The organism is Xenorhabdus mauleonii (assembly GCF_900113945.1).
Lineage (GTDB): Bacteria > Pseudomonadota > Gammaproteobacteria > Enterobacterales > Enterobacteriaceae > Xenorhabdus > Xenorhabdus mauleonii.
Genome location: NZ_FORG01000003.1, coordinates 290,824 through 308,226, shown reverse-complemented (window position 1 = coordinate 308,226; position 17,403 = coordinate 290,824). Strand labels below are relative to the sequence as shown.

Sequence of the window (17,403 nt, the reverse complement as noted above, 5' to 3'; positions counted from 1 at the left end):
CTAAAACAGTAAGTACCGAAATAATCAATATTGGAATAGTAAATAAGGTCGAATATGGCTATCAAGATACTCCCCCCACAATTGGCGAACCAGATTGCTGCCGGCGAAGTCGTTGAACGCCCAGCATCGGTAGTAAAAGAGCTGGTGGAGAATAGCCTTGATGCCGGTGCCAGCCGCATTGATATTGATATTGAACGGGGTGGCGCGAAGCTGATTCGGATCCGTGATAACGGGTGCGGGATAAGCAAACAAGATCTTACTTTGGCGCTTGCCCGCCACGCCACCAGCAAAATTGCCTCCTTGGATGATTTGGAAGCGATTGTCAGTATGGGGTTTCGTGGCGAAGCGCTGGCGAGTATCAGCTCTGTTTCGCGGTTGACATTGACTTCTCGCCCGGAAAGCCAGACCGAAGCGTGGCAATCCTATGCTGAGGGGCGTGATATGGACGTTACGGTTAAACCCGCAGCCCACCCTGTGGGAACAACGGTTGAAGTGTTGGATCTGTTTTATAACACTCCAGCCCGCCGCAAGTTTCTGAGAACGGAAAAGACCGAGTTTGGCCACATTGATGAGGTTGTGCGCCGGATTGCGTTGGCGCGGCTGGATGTGGCAATCAATCTGAATCACAACGGGAAACTGGTGCGCCAATATCGTCCCGCCAAAGATGAGTCTCAACATGAGCGGCGTTTGGCGGCAATTTGTGGGGCGGGCTTTGTGCAGCAGTCCCTTGCCTTGTCATGGCAGCATGATTCCCTGTCGATTAAGGGCTGGGTTGCCGATCCCAGCAGTGCCAAGGCCGGGAGTGAGATCCAATATTGCTATGTGAACGGGCGTATGATGCGTGATCGGCTGATTAATCATGCGATTCGCCAAGCCTATCAAGACCTGATTCACGGTGAGCAGCAGCCTGCCTATGTGCTGTATCTGGAAATCGATCCGCATCAAGTGGATGTCAATGTGCATCCTGCGAAACATGAAGTGCGTTTTCATCAGGCTCGCTTGGTGCATGATTTTATTTACCAAGGCGTGGCGGCAGTATTGAAGCAACGTGGTTCAGGGGCTGAGTTGGGGTTGGCGCTTCAGGAGCCGACTGAAAGCTGGGTGCCGGAGAATCGTCCCTCTGCGGGAGAAAACCATTTTCTAAGAAAGAACACAGAAGCAGGTGTTACACCTTCCCAGCATCCTCGGCATCATGAGGAGAGTGGCAGCCACAAGGGGCAGGAACGAGAGAAACGCTCATATTCTGGTCATGAGGCGTCGCAATCGCATCACGGTGAAAGCTACCAAAAAAAACAAGGCGAGTTGTACCAGAAATTCATGCAGGTTACACCGTCGCAGGAAAGGCGCCCTTTATTTCCTGAAAGGAAGGCAGCGACAGACAACGAAAACAGCAGTTCTGGCTCCGGCAATAACCCGAATTTTAGCGCTAGCCAGAATGTTAGCAAGAACCCTAAATTGGGTAATAATCACAGTTTCGGCAAGGTATTGAGTATCTACGCGGATACTTATGCTTTGCTTGAATCTCCGTCGGGAGTCGGGTTGCTCTCTTTGCCTGTGGCAGAACGCTGGTTGAAGCGGGCACAGTTAACGCCGGGAGAACAGGGGCTTAAACCCCAGCCATTGCTGATCCCATTGAAACTCGCTCTTAATCAGGCAGAAATGGGCGTCTTGAAGCAGAATAGTGAGCTACTGAAGACTTTTGGTATTGAATCCTCAGTCGCTCATGGAAAAGTAACCATTCATGCGGTATCGTTGCCTCTGCGCCAACAGAACCTGCCGAAACTTGTGCCGGAACTGTTGGGTTATCTTGGGGAAAAGTCAGCGGCTTCTGCTGAACAGATTACAATTTGGCTTTCCCGCCATATAGGTAGCGAGCATGAAACGTGGAACGTCGCCCAAGCTGTCCAGCTTTTGGCTGATGTAGAGCGTCTTTGTCCCCAATTGGTGGCATCGCCACCAGACGGATTATTACAGTTAATTGACTTACAAGCAGTGGTGGCACTTCTTAATCATGAGTGATGTAAAAACTCAGCATCTGCCGAAAGCTATTTTTATGATGGGGCCAACGGCCTCAGGAAAAACGGCATTATCGATAGCCTTGCGCCAGCAACTTCCGGTTGAGCTTATCAGCGTTGATTCTGCGCTGATTTATCGTGGCATGAATGTGGGAACCGCAAAACCGTCCGCAGAAGAGCAATTACAGGCTCCCCATCGCCTAATTGACATTCTCGATCCGGCAGAAGTTTACTCCGCCGCGGATTTTCGTCGTGATGCCCTGAAAGAAATGGCAGATATTACGGCGGCAGGGAGAATTCCACTCCTGGTTGGTGGAACCATGCTATATTTCAAAGCATTGTTAGAAGGATTATCTCCTTTACCCTCTGCCAATCCTGAAATCAGGGCGCAGATAGAACAGCAGGCGGAAGAGCTGGGATGGGAAGCATTGCATCGGCAATTACAGGAAATTGATCCGGTTGCCGGAACAAGGATTCATCCGAATGATCCACAACGTATTACTCGCGCACTGGAAGTTTTTCGGATTTCGGGTAAAACTCTAACAGAATTGACTGAAACGTCTGGAGAAATATTGCCTTATCAAGTTCATCAATTTGCGATTGCTCCTGCAAGCCGAGAAATTTTGCATCAGCGCATCGCCGCCCGTTTTGAACAAATGATCAAATCAGGGTTTGAAGATGAAGTGAAAGCGCTTTATGCTCGTAATGATTTGCATACAGATTTACCCTCCATTCGTTGTGTCGGTTATCGTCAGATGTGGTCTTACCTCGCAGGCGAGATTTCTCATGATGAGATGGTTTATCGTGGTATCTGTGCGACCCGCCAATTGGCGAAACGCCAGATCACGTGGCTCAGGAGCTGGGACAATGTGACGTGGTTGAATAGTGATCAACCTAAACAAGCGTTAAATAAAGTAATACAGGTTATTAGTACATAAATTCATTGATTGTGTACAATTATCAGTACAAAGTGTCATTTTTGAGTAGTTACTTTTTCGAACCAATAGGTTCTTAGTTAAAACAACAAATAAGGAAAATATAGAATGGCTAAGGGGCAATCTTTGCAAGATCCATTCCTGAATGCTTTACGGCGTGAAAGGGTCCCGGTTTCTATTTATCTGGTTAACGGCATCAAATTACAGGGTCAGATTGAATCTTTTGACCAGTTTGTCATTTTACTGAAAAACACGGTCAGCCAGATGGTTTATAAACATGCCATCTCTACTGTTGTTCCTTCCCGCCCTGTATCTCATCATGGTAGCAACCAAGGTGCGACAACCGGCGTTGGAAATTATCATGCTGGCACTAGCCCAGCTGCGCAACAGGAAAGTGATGGCGCTGAGTAAATCAGTTGCCGTACCTGACGTAAATAAAAACATAGGTAGGGAGACTTTACCTATGTTTTTCCTATGGATTTTTTACTCAGCCTGAGGGGTTGCACCGTTGTTTGATCGTTATGAAGGCGGAGAATTAGCCGTTCTGGTGCATGTTTTCTTCTCACAGGAAAAAGATACGGAAAATCTCAGTGAATTCGAATCATTGGTGACTTCCGCAGGTGTTTCTCCTGTGCAGATTGTAACGGGAAGCCGGAAGGCGCCTCATCCGAAATATTTTGTCGGAGAGGGCAAGGCAGAGGAGATTGCCGAAGCTGTAAAAAACAGCGGCGCAGATGTGGTGCTGTTCAACCATGGCCTCAGTCCTGCGCAAGAACGCAATCTTGAACGTTTGTGTCAATGCCGTGTTGTTGATCGCACGGGTGTGATTCTGGATATTTTTGCTCAACGAGCAAGAACACACGAAGGTAAATTGCAAGTCGAGCTGGCGCAATTGCGTCACCTGTCTACCCGTCTGGTGCGGGGCTGGACCCACCTTGAACGTCAGAAAGGGGGGATCGGTCTGCGTGGACCTGGCGAAACCCAGTTGGAAAGTGACCGCCGTATGCTGCGTGACAAAATCAAACAGATTTTGGGACGTTTGAGTAAAGTTGAAAAACAGCGGGAACAAGGGCGTCAGGCACGTAATAAAGCAGACATACCTACCGTCTCTCTGGTTGGTTATACCAACGCCGGAAAATCAAGTTTATTCAACAGAATAACCGCTGCCGAAGTTTATGCGGCCGACCAGCTTTTTGCCACGCTTGATCCAACGTTGCGTCGAATCGATGTCAATGATGTGGGTGCCGTTGTCTTGGCGGATACCGTCGGTTTTATTCGTCATTTACCCCATGATTTGGTGGCAGCGTTCAAGGCGACTTTGCAGGAAACCCGACAAGCCCGATTATTGCTGCATGTTGTTGATGCTGCGGATAATCGTTTGGATGAAAACATTATCGCTGTTAACAGTGTGCTGGAAGAGATTGAGTCTCACGAGATCCCAACTCTGCTGGTGATGAATAAAATCGATATGCTGGAAGATTTTATTCCCCGCATTGATCGTGATGAAGAAAATCGCCCAGTCAGGATATGGTTATCAGCCCAGACCGGCGAAGGCATCCCATTGCTGTTTCAGGCATTGACTGAACGCCTTTCTGGTGAAATTGCGCACTACGAATTACATCTTCCTCCAGAAGCAGGGCGGTTGCGCAGCCGTTTTTACCAGCTTCAGGCCATTGAGCGTGAATGGATGGAAGAGGATGGACAGGTTGGTCTAGAAGTCAGAATGCCTATGGTAGATTGGCGACGTTTATGCAAACAAGAACCCAATTTACCTGACTATGTTGTCTGATTGATTGGCGCAGGGCAACAAACAAGGTATTATTTTATCCGCCATTTCGGTACTTATAGTTATGGAATAGCGGTGATGGAATGGTGGTGATGAAATGACCGAGGTGAAATAACTGTGTCAGCATTGCAGTGATTAAATTAGCACGGTCAAAAGTATCACCTGATAATATTGGTTGCTTACAAAACGATGAAGTTTGTCGTTTCTGCCCATGGAGGCCGCTGTCAGACCTATCAAGGACAGCCAACGGCCTGGGAAGTGGGAAGCCTCACCCATCTGGGTGGAGAGCAGTCACCTCTGAAAAACCAGTGAAAAACTAAAAAGTGGAGCTAAAACATGGCGTGGAATCAGCCCGGTAATAACGGACAGGACCGCGACCCGTGGGGAAGCAGCAATAATAATGGCGGCAACTCCGGCGGCAACAACAATAAAGGTGGTCGAAACCGTGGGGCGACTGATCTCGACGATCTGTTCCGTAAACTGAGTGAAAAGCTCGGTGGTCTCGGTGGAAACAAAGGTGGAAATGGTTCTGAACAGAACTCTAAATTTGGCGGACGTCTTATTGGTATCGCCGTTGCTGCTGCAGTTGTTGTCTGGGTTGTAAGTGGTTTCTATACGATTAAAGAAACAGAACGTGGTGTGGTTACCCGTTTAGGTAAATTCAGCCATGTTGTTCAGCCCGGCTTGAACTGGAAAATGACGTTTATCGACCGAGTGCGTGCCGTTAACGTCGAATCTGTTCGCGAACTGGCGACTAACGGTATCATGCTGACATCGGATGAAAACGTTGTGCGTGCTGAAATGAACGTCCAGTATCGTGTGACCGATCCGGCTGCCTACCTTTTCAATGTCACCAATCCTGACAACAGTCTGCGCCAAGCGACAGACAGTGCAGTGCGTGGCGTCGTTGGCAAATATTCAATGGAAAAAATTCTGACGGCAGATCGTACGATTGTGCGTAATGATACTCAGAAGGTATTGGAAGAAACTATTCGTCCATACCATATGGGGATCACGCTGTTAGACGTTAACTTCCAGACTGCGCGTCCACCAGAAGAGGTGAAAGCCGCATTCGATGATGTTATCGCTGCCCGCGAAGAAGAGCAAAAAACTATCCGTGAAGCAGATGCTTATAAAAACTCTGTTCTGCCGATCGCAAATGGTGACGCTCAACGCATCATTGAAGACGCCAAAGCCTATAAGGTGAGTGTCGTCTTGAACGCTCAGGGTGAAGTGGCAAGTTTTGCTAAGATACTGCCTGAATATAAGGCAGCACCAGAAATTACCCGCGAGCGTCTTTACATTGAGACGATGGAACGTGTTCTGAACCATACTCGTAAAGTTATTGCTAACGAAAAAACCAATAACATGCTGGTATTGCCATTGGATCAAATTCTGCGTAATCAATCTGAAGCACCAAAACTTCATTCAGGTACTAAGATAGCGCCAGAACAGGGCACTACAATGCCTGCAACTTCGACACAGGGGCATTCAAGTTACGATGGCAATTCAGGCTATGGAAATTCAGGCAACCTGCGTAATGATACGCAAAGACTAGGGAGACCATAATCATGCGTAAGTCGTTCGTCTTTGCTATTGTCGCCGTATTGGTTGTGTTGTATTCGTCGGTATTTATCGTCTATGAAGGTCAGCGTGGCATCGTGCTGCGTTTTGGTAAAGTAGAGCGTGACTCTGAAAATAAACCTGTGGTTTATCAGCCTGGTCCGCATTTCAAAATTCCATTTATTGAAACTGTTAAAATGCTCGATGCACGTATCCAGACTATGGATATCAAGGCCGACCGTTTCCTGACAAGTGAAAATAAAGACCTGATTGTTGATTCTTATCTGAAATGGCGTATTAAAGATTTCAGCAGCTATTATCTGGCAACAGGTAATGGGGAAATTTCTCAGGCTGAACTGCTATTGAAACGTAAATTCAGTGACCGCTTGCGTTCTGAGATAGGTCGTTTGGATGTACGTGGCATCGTGACTGATTCCCGTGGTCGTTTGACGACAGATGTGCGTAATGCGCTGAACGAGGGAACAAGTGATGGTGAATCAAGTGCAGATAGTGATATTGCTTCAGCAGCGGCTCGTGTAGAGAAAGAAACGAAAGGCAAGCAAGCAATCCTGAACCCGAACAGTATGGCGGCTCTGGGGATTGAAGTTGTGGACGTTCGTATCAAACAAATTAACTTGCCGGATGAAGTATCAGGTGCAATTTATCAGCGTATGCGTGCAGAGCGTGAAGCTGTAGCGCGTCGACACCGTTCTCAAGGTCTGGAAGAAGCCGAGAAGATCCGTGCTTCTGCTGATAAGACAGCAACTGAAATCAAAGCCAAGGCAAACAGCGAGGCATTGGTTCTGCGTGGTGAAGGCGATGCGGAAGCGACTAAACTGTTCGCAGATGCATTCAGCAAAGATCCTGAATTCTATGCATTTATCCGTAGTTTGCGTGCCTATGAGAAGAGTTTCCAAAATGACGGCAACGTCATGGTACTCAGCCCGGATAGCGATTTCTTCCGTTATATGAAAGCGCCATCTAAGCAACGTCGTCAGGCAAATGACTAAAATAGCTCAGTGATTCTGGCAGTTAAACTGCCTTTAAAATCACTTGGTTGACAAAATGGGGCGGGTGAATCCGGCCTTATGCAAAGCCACTGTAAAAAATTTGCAGTGGCTTTTTTGTACCCATCTATCATTACTAATGTTTACTTAGTCACCCATTAATATGACAAAACGAAATAACAGAAGTAACAAAAAATACTGAAAGGTGCTAAATGAGATGGTAGAATCCATTTTTAAGCAACCGAGTGAACTTTTGAAATGGGTAAGAACGTTGTCGTATTGGGCACCCAATGGGGTGACGAGGGCAAGGGTAAAATCGTCGACTTGCTGACTGAACGAGCTAAATATGTAGTTCGTTATCAGGGGGGCCACAACGCCGGCCATACACTAGTCATCAACGGTGAAAAAACCGTTCTCCACTTAATCCCATCTGGGATCTTACGTGAAAATGTCATTAGCATTATCGCAAATGGGGTCGTTTTAGCACCAGATGCTTTGATGAAAGAGATGAAAGAGCTTGAATCACGTGGGGTTCCTGTACGTGAACGCTTGCTGATTTCTGAAGCCTGTCCGTTAATCCTGCCTTACCATGTTGCACTGGACAATGCCCGCGAAAAAGCGCGCGGAGCGAAAGCAATTGGTACAACTGGTCGTGGCATCGGTCCTGCATACGAAGACAAAGTTGCACGTCGTGGCCTTCGTGTCGGTGATTTGTTCGATAAAGAAACTTTCGCTGCCAAGCTGAAAGAAATCATCGAATACCACAACTTCCAATTGGTTAACTACTACAAAGAACCTGCGGTAGATTACCAAAAAACCTTGGATGATATTCTGGCTGTTGCCGATATCCTGACTGGCATGGTAGTTGACGTTTCTGACCTGCTGTACAAAGCAACTCAGAAAGGTGAGCTGGTCATGTTTGAAGGTGCTCAGGGCACATTGCTGGATATCGATCACGGTACCTATCCTTACGTGACATCTTCCAACACCACAGCTGGTGGCGTTGCAACAGGTTCCGGTCTGGGCCCACGTTACGTTGACTATGTACTGGGTATCGTCAAAGCATACTCTACCCGTGTTGGTGCAGGTCCGTTCCCAACTGAACTGTTTGATGAAACAGGTGAATACCTGCGTCAGAAAGGCCAGGAATTTGGTGCGACAACAGGCCGTAGCCGTCGTACAGGTTGGTTGGATATCGTGGCTATCCGTCGCGCGATCCAGATTAACTCCCTGTCTGGTTTCTGCATGACCAAACTGGACGTGCTGGATGGCCTGAAAGAAGTGAAAATTTGTGTTGGCTACCGTCAGGCAGATGGCACTGTTATTGATACCACACCTTTGGCAGCAGAAAACTGGGAAGGTTTGGAAGCAGTTTATGAAACCCTGCCAGGCTGGGATGAAAGCACTTTTGGCGTGAAAGAACACAGCCAATTGCCACAGGCAGCATTAAACTACATCAAACGTGTAGAAGAGCTGACTGGCGTTCCTGTTGATATTATTTCTACAGGCCCAGATCGTGCAGAAACGATGATTCTGCGTGATCCATTTGATGCTTAATTGACAGTTTAGTCTTTTTAGTACGCATAACCGGGCTTAATGCCCGGTTTTTGTTTTTAGGTCACTCGTTTTGCTTAATTTTTAAAATAGCCACATAATGATGAACAACTAACGAAAACCAATATATAGACTCCAAATAATTTCCGTTCTATTCAGTCTCCCAGAGGTGAGTGTGCAGTTAACCAGTTTTACCGATTATGGATTACGTGCCCTGATTTACATGGCGTCATTACCGGATGGCCAGATGACGAGCATTACCGAAGTCACTGAGATTTACGGTGTCTCACGTAACCACATGGTAAAGATCATCAATCAACTTAGTCACTTGGGGTTGGTGAATGCTGTCAGGGGAAAAAATGGTGGCATTAGTCTGGGAAAACCTGCCAGTGAAATCAGAATTGGTGATGTGGTTCGTTCATTAGAACCACTGTCATTGGTTAACTGTAGTGCCTGCCAAATCACTCCTGCATGTCGCTTAAAATCAGTTTTGAATCAAGCGGTAGAGAATTTTTTGGAAGAGTTGGATAAACATACTTTGGCCGATATGGTCAAAGACAATCGTCCCCTTTATCAATTGCTTCTGGCTAAATGAAGTAAGGGGATAAACAGCTTGCTGATGACAACAGAGGAATGACGATGTCAAAAGATCCTTTTCAGGAACGAGAGGCTGAAAAATACGAATCTCCAATCCCAAGCCGTGAATACATCTTGGATATCATTTCTAAACACACCACTCCGGTAAGCCGTCAGGAATTAGCACAAGAACTTGAGTTAATCAGTGCAGAGGCACAGGAAGCATTGCGCCGCCGTTTGCGGGCAATGGAGCGTGACGGGCAATTGGTTTTTACCCGCCGCCAATGTTATGCATTACCAGAAAGACTGGATTTGTTGAAAGGCACGGTGATTGGACACCGTGATGGCTACGGTTTCCTGCGTGTGGAAGGCCATAAGGACGATTTTTATCTGTCTGCTGAACAGATGAAAATGGCTATCCATGGTGATGTTATTTTGGCACAACCTTTGCGACCGGACAGAAAAGGCCGTATTGAAGTGCGCGTCGTGCGGGTACTGGAGCCAAAGAGTAGCCAAATTGTCGGCCGTTACTTTATGGATGCTGGCATGGGGTTTGTTGTTCCTGATGATAGCCGCCTGAGTTTCGATATCTTGATCCCCAAAGAGGAAGTTTGTGGGGCAAGGATGGGAAATGTCGTTGTGGTTGAGCTGACAAGCCGCCCAACTCGCCGCACCAAAGCCATTGGTAAAATAGTGGAAGTTTTGGGTGAAACGATGGGAACGAATATGGCGGTTGAAATCGCCCTGCGTACCCATGAAATTCCCCATAGCTGGCCGCCAATGGTGGAAAAACAGGTCGCTGACCTGGATGAGAATGTCCCTGAATCCGCCAAGCAAGGCCGTGTCGATCTGCGTGAACTGCCTTTGGTGACGATTGACGGCGAAGATGCCCGCGATTTTGATGACGCCGTATATTGTGAAAGAAAACGCGGTGGCGGCTGGCGGTTGTGGGTTGCGATTGCGGATGTGAGTTACTACGTTCGCCCGCAAACACCGTTGGATACAGAAGCGCGCAGCCGTGGTAATTCGGTTTATTTCCCATCTCAGGTTGTACCGATGCTGCCGGAGGTACTGTCAAACGGGCTGTGTTCTCTCAATCCGGAAGTTGACCGCCTGTGCATGGTGTGTGAAATGACGGTTTCAGCGCAAGGCAAACTGTCTTCCTATAAATTTTACGAAGCGGTGATGAATTCACATGCCCGCCTGACGTATACGAAAGTCTGGAAGATTTTGCAGGGCGATCAGGAGCTGCGCGAGCACTATAAGCCATTGGTGCAACATATTGAGCATCTGCATGAACTGTATCAGGCATTGGAACATGCGCGTGAAGATCGTGGTGCGATTTCATTTGAATCTGAAGAAGCCAAGTTCATCTTTAACGCAGAGCGCCGCATTGAGCGCATTGAGCCCGTTGTACGCAATGATGCACATAAACTTATCGAAGAATGCATGATTCTGGCGAACATTGCGGCAGCCCGCTTTGTTGAAAAAAATCATGAACCGGCGCTGTACCGCATTCATGACCGCCCGAGGGAAGAGAGCATCCTGAACCTGCGTACGGTCTTTAATGAACTGGGATTGAGCTTATTGGGCGGGCTGAACCCAGAGCCAAAAGATTATGCGCAATTGATGAAAGACGTTGCTGAACGGCCAGATCATGAGTTGTTGCAAACCATGTTGTTGCGCTCGATGAAACAGGCAATCTATGAGCCGGAAAACCGGGGGCATTTTGGCTTGGCTTTGCGTGCTTATTCTCACTTTACTTCACCGATCCGCCGCTATCCTGATTTGGCATTGCACCGGGCCATTAAGTACTTGTTGCATAAAGAAAAGCTATCAAGTGAAAAATTGGCGCCAGAAAATAGTGCCCCTGAACATCGCGGCACTCCAACGGGAGGATGGCACAATGATATGGAGCACATGCTGCAATTGGGTGATCATTGCTCCATGACTGAGCGTCGTGCCGATGAAGCAACACGGGATGTGGCCGATTGGCTGAAATGTGATTTCATGCAAGATCAGGTGGGGAATGTTTTCACCGGATTGATTACCAGTGTGACGGGTTTCGGTTTCTTTGTTCGCTTGAATGATCTGTTCATTGATGGCTTGGTTCATGTATCAACACTGGATAATGATTATTACAGGTACGATAATGTCGGCCAGCGCCTGATTGGTGAATCGTCCGGCCAAACTTATCGCCTCGGTGATGAGGTTGAGATCCGTGTGGAAGCCGTTCATATGGATGAACGCAATATTGATTTCACCCTGCTTTCAACGACACGTAAGGCTCGCAATCAAGGTAAGACTGCGCGCGACAAGGCCAAAAAAGGCAAGCCAGAGCGTAAAAATGGTAAAAAAGGCCGTGATAATAAAAAATCCGCCAATTTTGAGCCAGACAGTGCTTTTCGCAACAAAAAGAAAAAAGCGGAAGCGCCAAGCCTTAGTGATACAAGGTCTGGCAATAAGCCAAGCAAAAAGAAAAAGCAGTCAGACAAAACCAAAAAAATTACGGCAAAACTGAAAGCGAAACGCGCGAAGAAAAGCACGGAAAAATAGCCATATACTTAACGGATTTCAAGGTGCATCCGACAAGGTTGCAACTTGAAAAACGGCGGGTATAACCGCATTCAGTCAACATGCAGTAAATAGTTAATCAGTGAATCAGGTATCAGCCAGTCATGAGTGAAATTATCTACGGTATCCATGCCGTTAAAGCTTTATTAGAAAGTGATCCACAGCGGTTCATGGAAGTTTATGTATTGAAAGGGCGGGAAGATCGCCGTTTGACCCCGTTGCTGCAAGAATTGGAAAATATCGGTATCTCGGTACAACTGGCTAATCGCCAATGGTTGGATACCCAGACCGAAGGCGCTGTCCACCAAGGCATTATTGCGCGGGTCAAACCGGGGCGCCAGTATCAGGAAAATGATCTGCCCGATTTTTTGTCCCAACTGGAACGCCCGTTTTTGTTGGTGCTGGATGGTGTCACAGATCCACACAACTTGGGTGCTTGCCTGCGTACTGCGGATGCGGCAGGTGTTGATGCGGTTATCGTTCCCCGTGATCGCTCGGCACAACTGAATGCAACAGCCAAAAAAGTGGCTTGTGGTGCCGCAGAAAGCGTTCCCCTCATTCGTGTAACGAACCTTGCCCGTACCTTGCGTTTACTGCAGGAACACAATATTTGGATTGTCGGAACGGCGGGCGAAGCGACTCATGCGTTATATGAAAGCAAACTGACCGGCCCGATGGCATTGGTCATGGGAGCGGAAGGTGAAGGCATGCGCCGTCTGACACGCGACCATTGCGATGAACTGATTAGCATTCCAATGGCGGGATCAGTTTCTTCCTTGAACGTATCGGTGGCAACAGGGGTATGCCTGTTCGAGATCGTACGCCAGAGAAGCGCTCAGTAAACTTATGCGCTATACCCTATGTTAATCCCTAATAGGGTTTACGTTGTATCGCGGCGGCAAGAACATGGCGAATTCGTCGGGAACGAATTCGCCCGGCTAAAGACCGGTTTCCGGTGAGAAGCGGGGGTTTGTCACCCATCCCCAAACATAATAACCGTATGTTTATGACAATGGCGATTGGGGGCGTGGACGTAGCCAAAGCAATAACAAAGCCAAGCAGAAGCCACTTGAAAGGCGGCGGGTATAGCCATCATAAGGCGTTCTAAAGTCATTACAAGACAACCGAAAGAATAATAAACGCGTTTTTTATGTACCCATACCTTGAGTTTTTTATATTGTGTGGGTATAGTTACGCGTCAATTTTTCAGCCGTACTAAACACGTTCCTTGCCTCCATGGGCCACGGCTGACCCTGACAGGAGGCTGAATAATCCGTAAGGAGCAATGCTAATGCGTCATTACGAAATCGTTTTTATGGTCCATCCTGACCAAAGCGAACAGGTTCCGGGCATGATCGAGCGTTACAGTGCGACTATCACTAACGCGCAAGGTCAGATTCATCGTCTGGAAGACTGGGGTCGTCGTCAACTGGCTTACCCAATCAACAAACTGCACAAGGCTCACTACGTTCTGCTGAACGTTGAAGCGCCACAAGAAGCGATTGATGAGCTGGAAACTAACTTCCGCTTCAACGACGCCGTTATCCGCAGCATGGTTATGCGCGTTAAACACGCAGTAACTGAAGCATCACCAATGGTTAAGGCTAAAGACGAACGCCGCAGCCGTGATCTGGTCTCTGAAGAAGATCTGATCGATGATGCAGATGAAGCTGGGGATTCTGAAGAGTAATTACTGTGACAACTAATCGGTTGGTGCTTTCAGGCACAGTGTGCAAGGCACCGATACGAAAAGTTAGTCCTTCCGGCATTCCACATTGCCAATTCGTGATCGAACATCGTTCACAGCAACAGGAAGCCGGATTCAGCAGGCAATCATGGTGCAGAATACCCGTCATTGCCAGCGGACAATCGTTACAGGAACATACTCACAGTATAACGGTCGGCAGTCGAATCACGGTTTCAGGATTCATCAACACCCACTATGGGCGCAATGGTCTTAGCAAACTGGTTCTTCATGCCGAGCAGATTGAATTGATAGATTCTGGAGACTAGCCAAATGGCACGTTATTTCCGTCGTCGCAAGTTCTGCCGCTTCACAGCGGAAGGCGTACAAGAAATCGATTATAAAGATATCGCTACGCTGAAAAACTACATTACCGAAAGCGGTAAAATTGTACCAAGCCGTATCACTGGCACCCGTGCAAAATACCAGCGTCAGCTCGCTCGTGCTATCAAGCGTGCACGCTACCTGTCTCTGTTGCCTTACACTGATCGTCATCAGTAATAGGCTCAGTCCATTAACGACTTTGAGAGGATAAGGTAATGCAAATTATTCTGCTTGATAAAGTAGCTAACCTGGGTAGCCTGGGTGATCAAGTTAACGTTAAAGCGGGTTATGCCCGTAACTTCTTAGTACCACAGGGCAAAGCTGTTCCTGCAACTAAGAAAAACATCGAATTTTTCGAAGCTCGCCGTGCTGAGCTGGAAGCTAAACTGGCTGACGTTCTGTCTGCAGCAGAAGCTCGTGCAGCGCAAATCAGCGCTCTGGGCTCTGTTACTATCGCTTCTAAAGCGGGTGACGAAGGCAAACTGTTCGGTTCTATCGGTACTCGTGACATCGCTGATGCAGTTGTTGCTGCTGGCGTTACAGTATCTAAGAGCGAAGTTCGCCTGCCTAACGGCGTTCTGCGTACTGTTGGTGAGCACGAAGTTGACTTCCAAGTACACAGCGATGTATTCGCAAAATTGAACGTTAACATCGTTCCAGAAGCTTAATCTCTGATTAGCTAAAGAACATGTGACAAAAAAACGCTGGCATTGCCGGCGTTTTTTTATTGATTTAACCAGATGAAAACAGATTAAAACCTTTCACGCGTTTACCCTTCCAGACAGTGCTGTTATGCTTGAGCCTTCATTCATTTAATAACAGGTATTTTCATGACAAAACCTTCTTTGGAATCTATTGAAGCGCGAGCAAGCTACGGTATTGGTTTGCAGGTTGGGCAACAATTACAGGAATCTGGCCTGCAAGGTCTGGAGCCGGAAGCACTGCTGGCTGGCCTGTGTGATGCACTGGAAAGTCGTGCTCCTGCGATCCCTGTTGAAGAATTGCATCGTGCGCTGCGTGAGATTCATGAACGTGCTGACGGCGTTCGTCGTGAACGTCAGCAAGCGATGGCTGAAGAAGGCAAAAAATTCCTGACAGAAAATGCGCAGCGTGAAGGCGTAAGCAGCACTGAATCTGGCCTGCAATTTTCTGTCCTGACACAAGGTGAAGGTGCAATCCCTGCCCGTACAGACCGTGTTCGCGTTCATTATACTGGCCGTTTGGTTGATGGTTCGGTATTCGACAGCTCAGTGCAGCGCGGCACACCAGCAGAATTCCCGGTCAGTGGTGTTATCCCGGGTTGGATTGAAGCCCTGACTCTGATGCCTGTTGGTTCGAAGTGGGAACTCTATATTCCTCATAATTTGGCTTATGGTGAGCGTGGCGCGGGTGCCTCCATTCCTCCTTACAGCACGCTGATTTTTGAAGTTGAATTACTGGAAATCCTGTAACTGACGATTGATTAAACATAATCAGTTAGCGTTGTATTTCCTGCATAAATCCCTTGGTCTATCCGAGGGATTTTTTTTGAGTTTTTGCATATGCGCACTCCAGCTAGAAAAGGGCTGATGCTGCAACTGTTGTTAGCAGTGCGCCCCAAGGTGAAAGAATTTTTCAGGATTAAAAATGCTGCAGGGTGACATTTCACGGGCATATAAGACCATTATCTCATAGGTGTGCGAAAATAATAAAATACTCGCTATTGCAGTAAAAAATGCGTTAAAAATGTAGCTATCAAATATTGTGCCCAAAAATAATTTTCAACTTGCAGCGCTGATTAAGGCAATGGTTTGAAATTATTGGCGGCAATTATAGATAATGGTTATTGACGAGAGTTATTGACGGGAATAGCTGAACAGTGAATGTAGAGGTGTATGATGCTACAACAGATCTGCCAATTGGCACGCGAAGCAGGGGCTGCGATCATGGAGATTTATCAGGCCGAGCAACCGTTGCAAGTAGAGCGCAAGACTGATGACTCACCGGTTACTGCCGCGGATATTGCCGCACACAAGATCATTAAAGACGGTTTATTGCGTATTTCGCCTGATATCCCATTGTTGTCAGAAGAAGATCCACCTGCATGGGAAGAGAGGAAAAACTGGCGGCGTTACTGGCTGGTGGATCCACTGGATGGCACAAAAGAATTTATTCGCCGGAATGGTGAATTCACTGTCAATATCGCCTTGATTGAAGAAGGCATCCCAGTGATGGGCGTGGTTTACGTCCCTGCGCAGGATATTCTGTATTCAGGGCAAGATCGCCATGCATGGAAGGAAATCAATGGACATGCCTTGCCGATTAGAGCGGTTCCGGCAACTCCGCCTGTTGTAGTCGTTAGCCGCTCTCATCGCGATGATGAAGAACTGAATGATTATCTTACCCAGCTCGGGGTACACGATACGCTTGCCGTCGGCTCATCACTTAAATTCTGCATGGTTGCGGAAGGGAAGGCTCAACTGTATCCGCGCTTCGGGCCGACCAATATTTGGGATACCGGAGCCGGTCATGCAGTTGCAATTGCAGCGGGCGCACATGTAACTGACTGGGAAGGGAAAACGCTGGATTACTCTCCACGTGAATCATTTCTGAATCCGGGGTTTAGAGTCAGTATTTTTTAATGTTCAGGTGATAATGGCTCACAGCGATGGAACCATTATCACGGAACTATTTTGACGGAGCGATCTTAGCGGATTATTACTTCAACTCTTCTTTGATAAGGCTGATGACGTGCTGAATTTCTTCATTGCTTAATTTGCCATCTTTGACAAATTTCACGTTACCTTGCTTATCCAGCACAATGATTGCTGAACTGTTGGGTTCCAGGCCCCAGGCTTTTTTGGCCAGCCCATTGCTGTCGACAATAAATTGTGACCATGGAAACTGTTGTTTACTGTCTTCGAGACTATTGCGAACAAAAACGCTGGTGCCAAAAATAGCGTCGTCGGTATTCACAACACTGGTTGTTTGGTATTTATCCTTAGGCAAATCGGCATTTTTTAATGCTTGAATCAGCGGATCATTCATCTCTTTTGCGGAACTGCGGCCGGCAATGTGCTGGATTGTTCTCACCTTGCCCGGGAGTTCAGCGCTGCTCCAACTTTTATAGCTGAACTTGCCATCGTTGAGTTGCAGCTCACCTTTATCAGTCACATTGACCGCAGGGACTGGTTGCCCCAATGTGATGTTGTGGGCGAATGCAAATATTGGCATCAAGCTCAATATTGCAGATAACACAATGTTTTTTATCATATTTATTCCTTACTTAGCATGGTGTGGCATGTTATCAGGGAATGTCACACTCAGCATAGCGCTTGTTAACTGG

Annotated in this window: 17 protein-coding genes; 16 read left to right on the top strand and 1 reads right to left on the bottom strand. The window is 47.4% G+C overall.

The window, feature by feature from the left end; translation table 11 throughout:
- The first annotated feature begins 54 nt into the window (after window positions 1–54).
- The 16 genes from mutL to cysQ all read left to right on the top strand — a co-directional run bounded on the left by mutL (window position 55) and on the right by cysQ (window position 16,699).
- A complete protein-coding gene (mutL, locus tag BM100_RS04455; protein ID WP_092508335.1) occupies window positions 55–2,019 on the top strand; it encodes a DNA mismatch repair endonuclease MutL in 1,965 nt (654 codons plus the stop codon).
- Window positions 2,012–2,953: a tRNA (adenosine(37)-N6)-dimethylallyltransferase MiaA gene (gene miaA / locus BM100_RS04450; RefSeq protein WP_092508333.1), complete on the top strand. Its 942-nt coding sequence runs from the start codon at window positions 2,012–2,014 to the stop codon at window positions 2,951–2,953. Before mutL ends, miaA begins: the two co-directional genes overlap by 8 nt.
- 105 nt (window positions 2,954–3,058) lie before the next feature.
- Complete coding sequence (gene hfq, locus BM100_RS04445) at window positions 3,059–3,361, top strand: RNA chaperone Hfq (protein WP_092508331.1); 303 nt, start codon at window positions 3,059–3,061, stop codon at window positions 3,359–3,361.
- Between the two features lie 97 nt (window positions 3,362–3,458).
- On the top strand, window positions 3,459–4,739 hold the full coding sequence (gene hflX / locus BM100_RS04440; protein WP_092508329.1) for a ribosome rescue GTPase HflX: 1,281 nt from the start codon (window positions 3,459–3,461) through the stop codon (window positions 4,737–4,739).
- Between the two features lie 333 nt (window positions 4,740–5,072).
- Entirely contained in the window at window positions 5,073–6,305 is a 1,233-nt protein-coding gene (gene hflK, locus BM100_RS04435; RefSeq protein ID WP_092508327.1) for an FtsH protease activity modulator HflK, read from the top strand.
- 2 nt (window positions 6,306–6,307) lie between these two features.
- Window positions 6,308–7,309, top strand: coding sequence for a protease modulator HflC (gene hflC / locus BM100_RS04430; RefSeq protein WP_092508325.1), 1,002 nt, complete (start codon window positions 6,308–6,310; stop codon window positions 7,307–7,309).
- Between the two features lie 255 nt (window positions 7,310–7,564).
- Entirely contained in the window at window positions 7,565–8,863 is a 1,299-nt protein-coding gene (locus BM100_RS04425) for an adenylosuccinate synthase (RefSeq protein WP_092508323.1), read from the top strand.
- A gap of 172 nt (window positions 8,864–9,035) precedes the next feature.
- Window positions 9,036–9,455: a nitric oxide-sensing transcriptional repressor NsrR gene (gene nsrR, locus BM100_RS04420; RefSeq protein ID WP_092508321.1), complete on the top strand. Its 420-nt coding sequence runs from the start codon at window positions 9,036–9,038 to the stop codon at window positions 9,453–9,455.
- 44 nt (window positions 9,456–9,499) lie between these two features.
- Window positions 9,500–11,992 (top strand): ribonuclease R, encoded by a 2,493-nt coding sequence (gene rnr / locus BM100_RS04415; RefSeq protein WP_092508319.1) that lies wholly within the window; start codon window positions 9,500–9,502, stop codon window positions 11,990–11,992.
- 122 nt (window positions 11,993–12,114) lie between these two features.
- Window positions 12,115–12,852, top strand: coding sequence for a 23S rRNA (guanosine(2251)-2'-O)-methyltransferase RlmB (gene rlmB, locus BM100_RS04410; RefSeq protein ID WP_092508317.1), 738 nt, complete (start codon window positions 12,115–12,117; stop codon window positions 12,850–12,852).
- A gap of 449 nt (window positions 12,853–13,301) precedes the next feature.
- A complete protein-coding gene (gene rpsF / locus BM100_RS04405) occupies window positions 13,302–13,700 on the top strand; it encodes a 30S ribosomal protein S6 (protein ID WP_092508315.1) in 399 nt (132 codons plus the stop codon).
- 5 nt (window positions 13,701–13,705) lie between these two features.
- Window positions 13,706–14,023: a primosomal replication protein N gene (gene priB, locus BM100_RS04400; RefSeq protein ID WP_092508313.1), complete on the top strand. Its 318-nt coding sequence runs from the start codon at window positions 13,706–13,708 to the stop codon at window positions 14,021–14,023.
- A 4-nt stretch (window positions 14,024–14,027) separates the two neighbouring features.
- Window positions 14,028–14,255 carry a 30S ribosomal protein S18 gene (gene rpsR / locus BM100_RS04395; protein ID WP_000135199.1) on the top strand — a complete coding sequence of 76 codons (228 nt, stop codon included), beginning with the start codon at window positions 14,028–14,030 and terminating at the stop codon, window positions 14,253–14,255.
- A 38-nt stretch (window positions 14,256–14,293) separates the two neighbouring features.
- Window positions 14,294–14,746, top strand: coding sequence for a 50S ribosomal protein L9 (rplI, locus tag BM100_RS04390; protein ID WP_092508311.1), 453 nt, complete (start codon window positions 14,294–14,296; stop codon window positions 14,744–14,746).
- A 162-nt stretch (window positions 14,747–14,908) separates the two neighbouring features.
- Window positions 14,909–15,529: a BamJ family beta-barrel-assembly machinery protein gene (gene bamJ, locus BM100_RS04385; protein WP_092508309.1), complete on the top strand. Its 621-nt coding sequence runs from the start codon at window positions 14,909–14,911 to the stop codon at window positions 15,527–15,529.
- Between the two features lie 426 nt (window positions 15,530–15,955).
- Window positions 15,956–16,699, top strand: a complete 744-nt coding sequence (gene cysQ, locus BM100_RS04380; RefSeq protein WP_092508307.1) for a 3'(2'),5'-bisphosphate nucleotidase CysQ — start codon at window positions 15,956–15,958, stop codon at window positions 16,697–16,699.
- A 76-nt stretch (window positions 16,700–16,775) separates the two neighbouring features.
- On the opposite strand, the gene BM100_RS04375 is transcribed toward cysQ, so the two are convergent.
- Window positions 16,776–17,330 (bottom strand): YtfJ family protein, encoded by a 555-nt coding sequence (locus tag BM100_RS04375; RefSeq protein ID WP_092508305.1) that lies wholly within the window; start codon window positions 17,328–17,330, stop codon window positions 16,776–16,778.
- Window positions 17,331–17,403 lie beyond the last annotated feature (73 nt).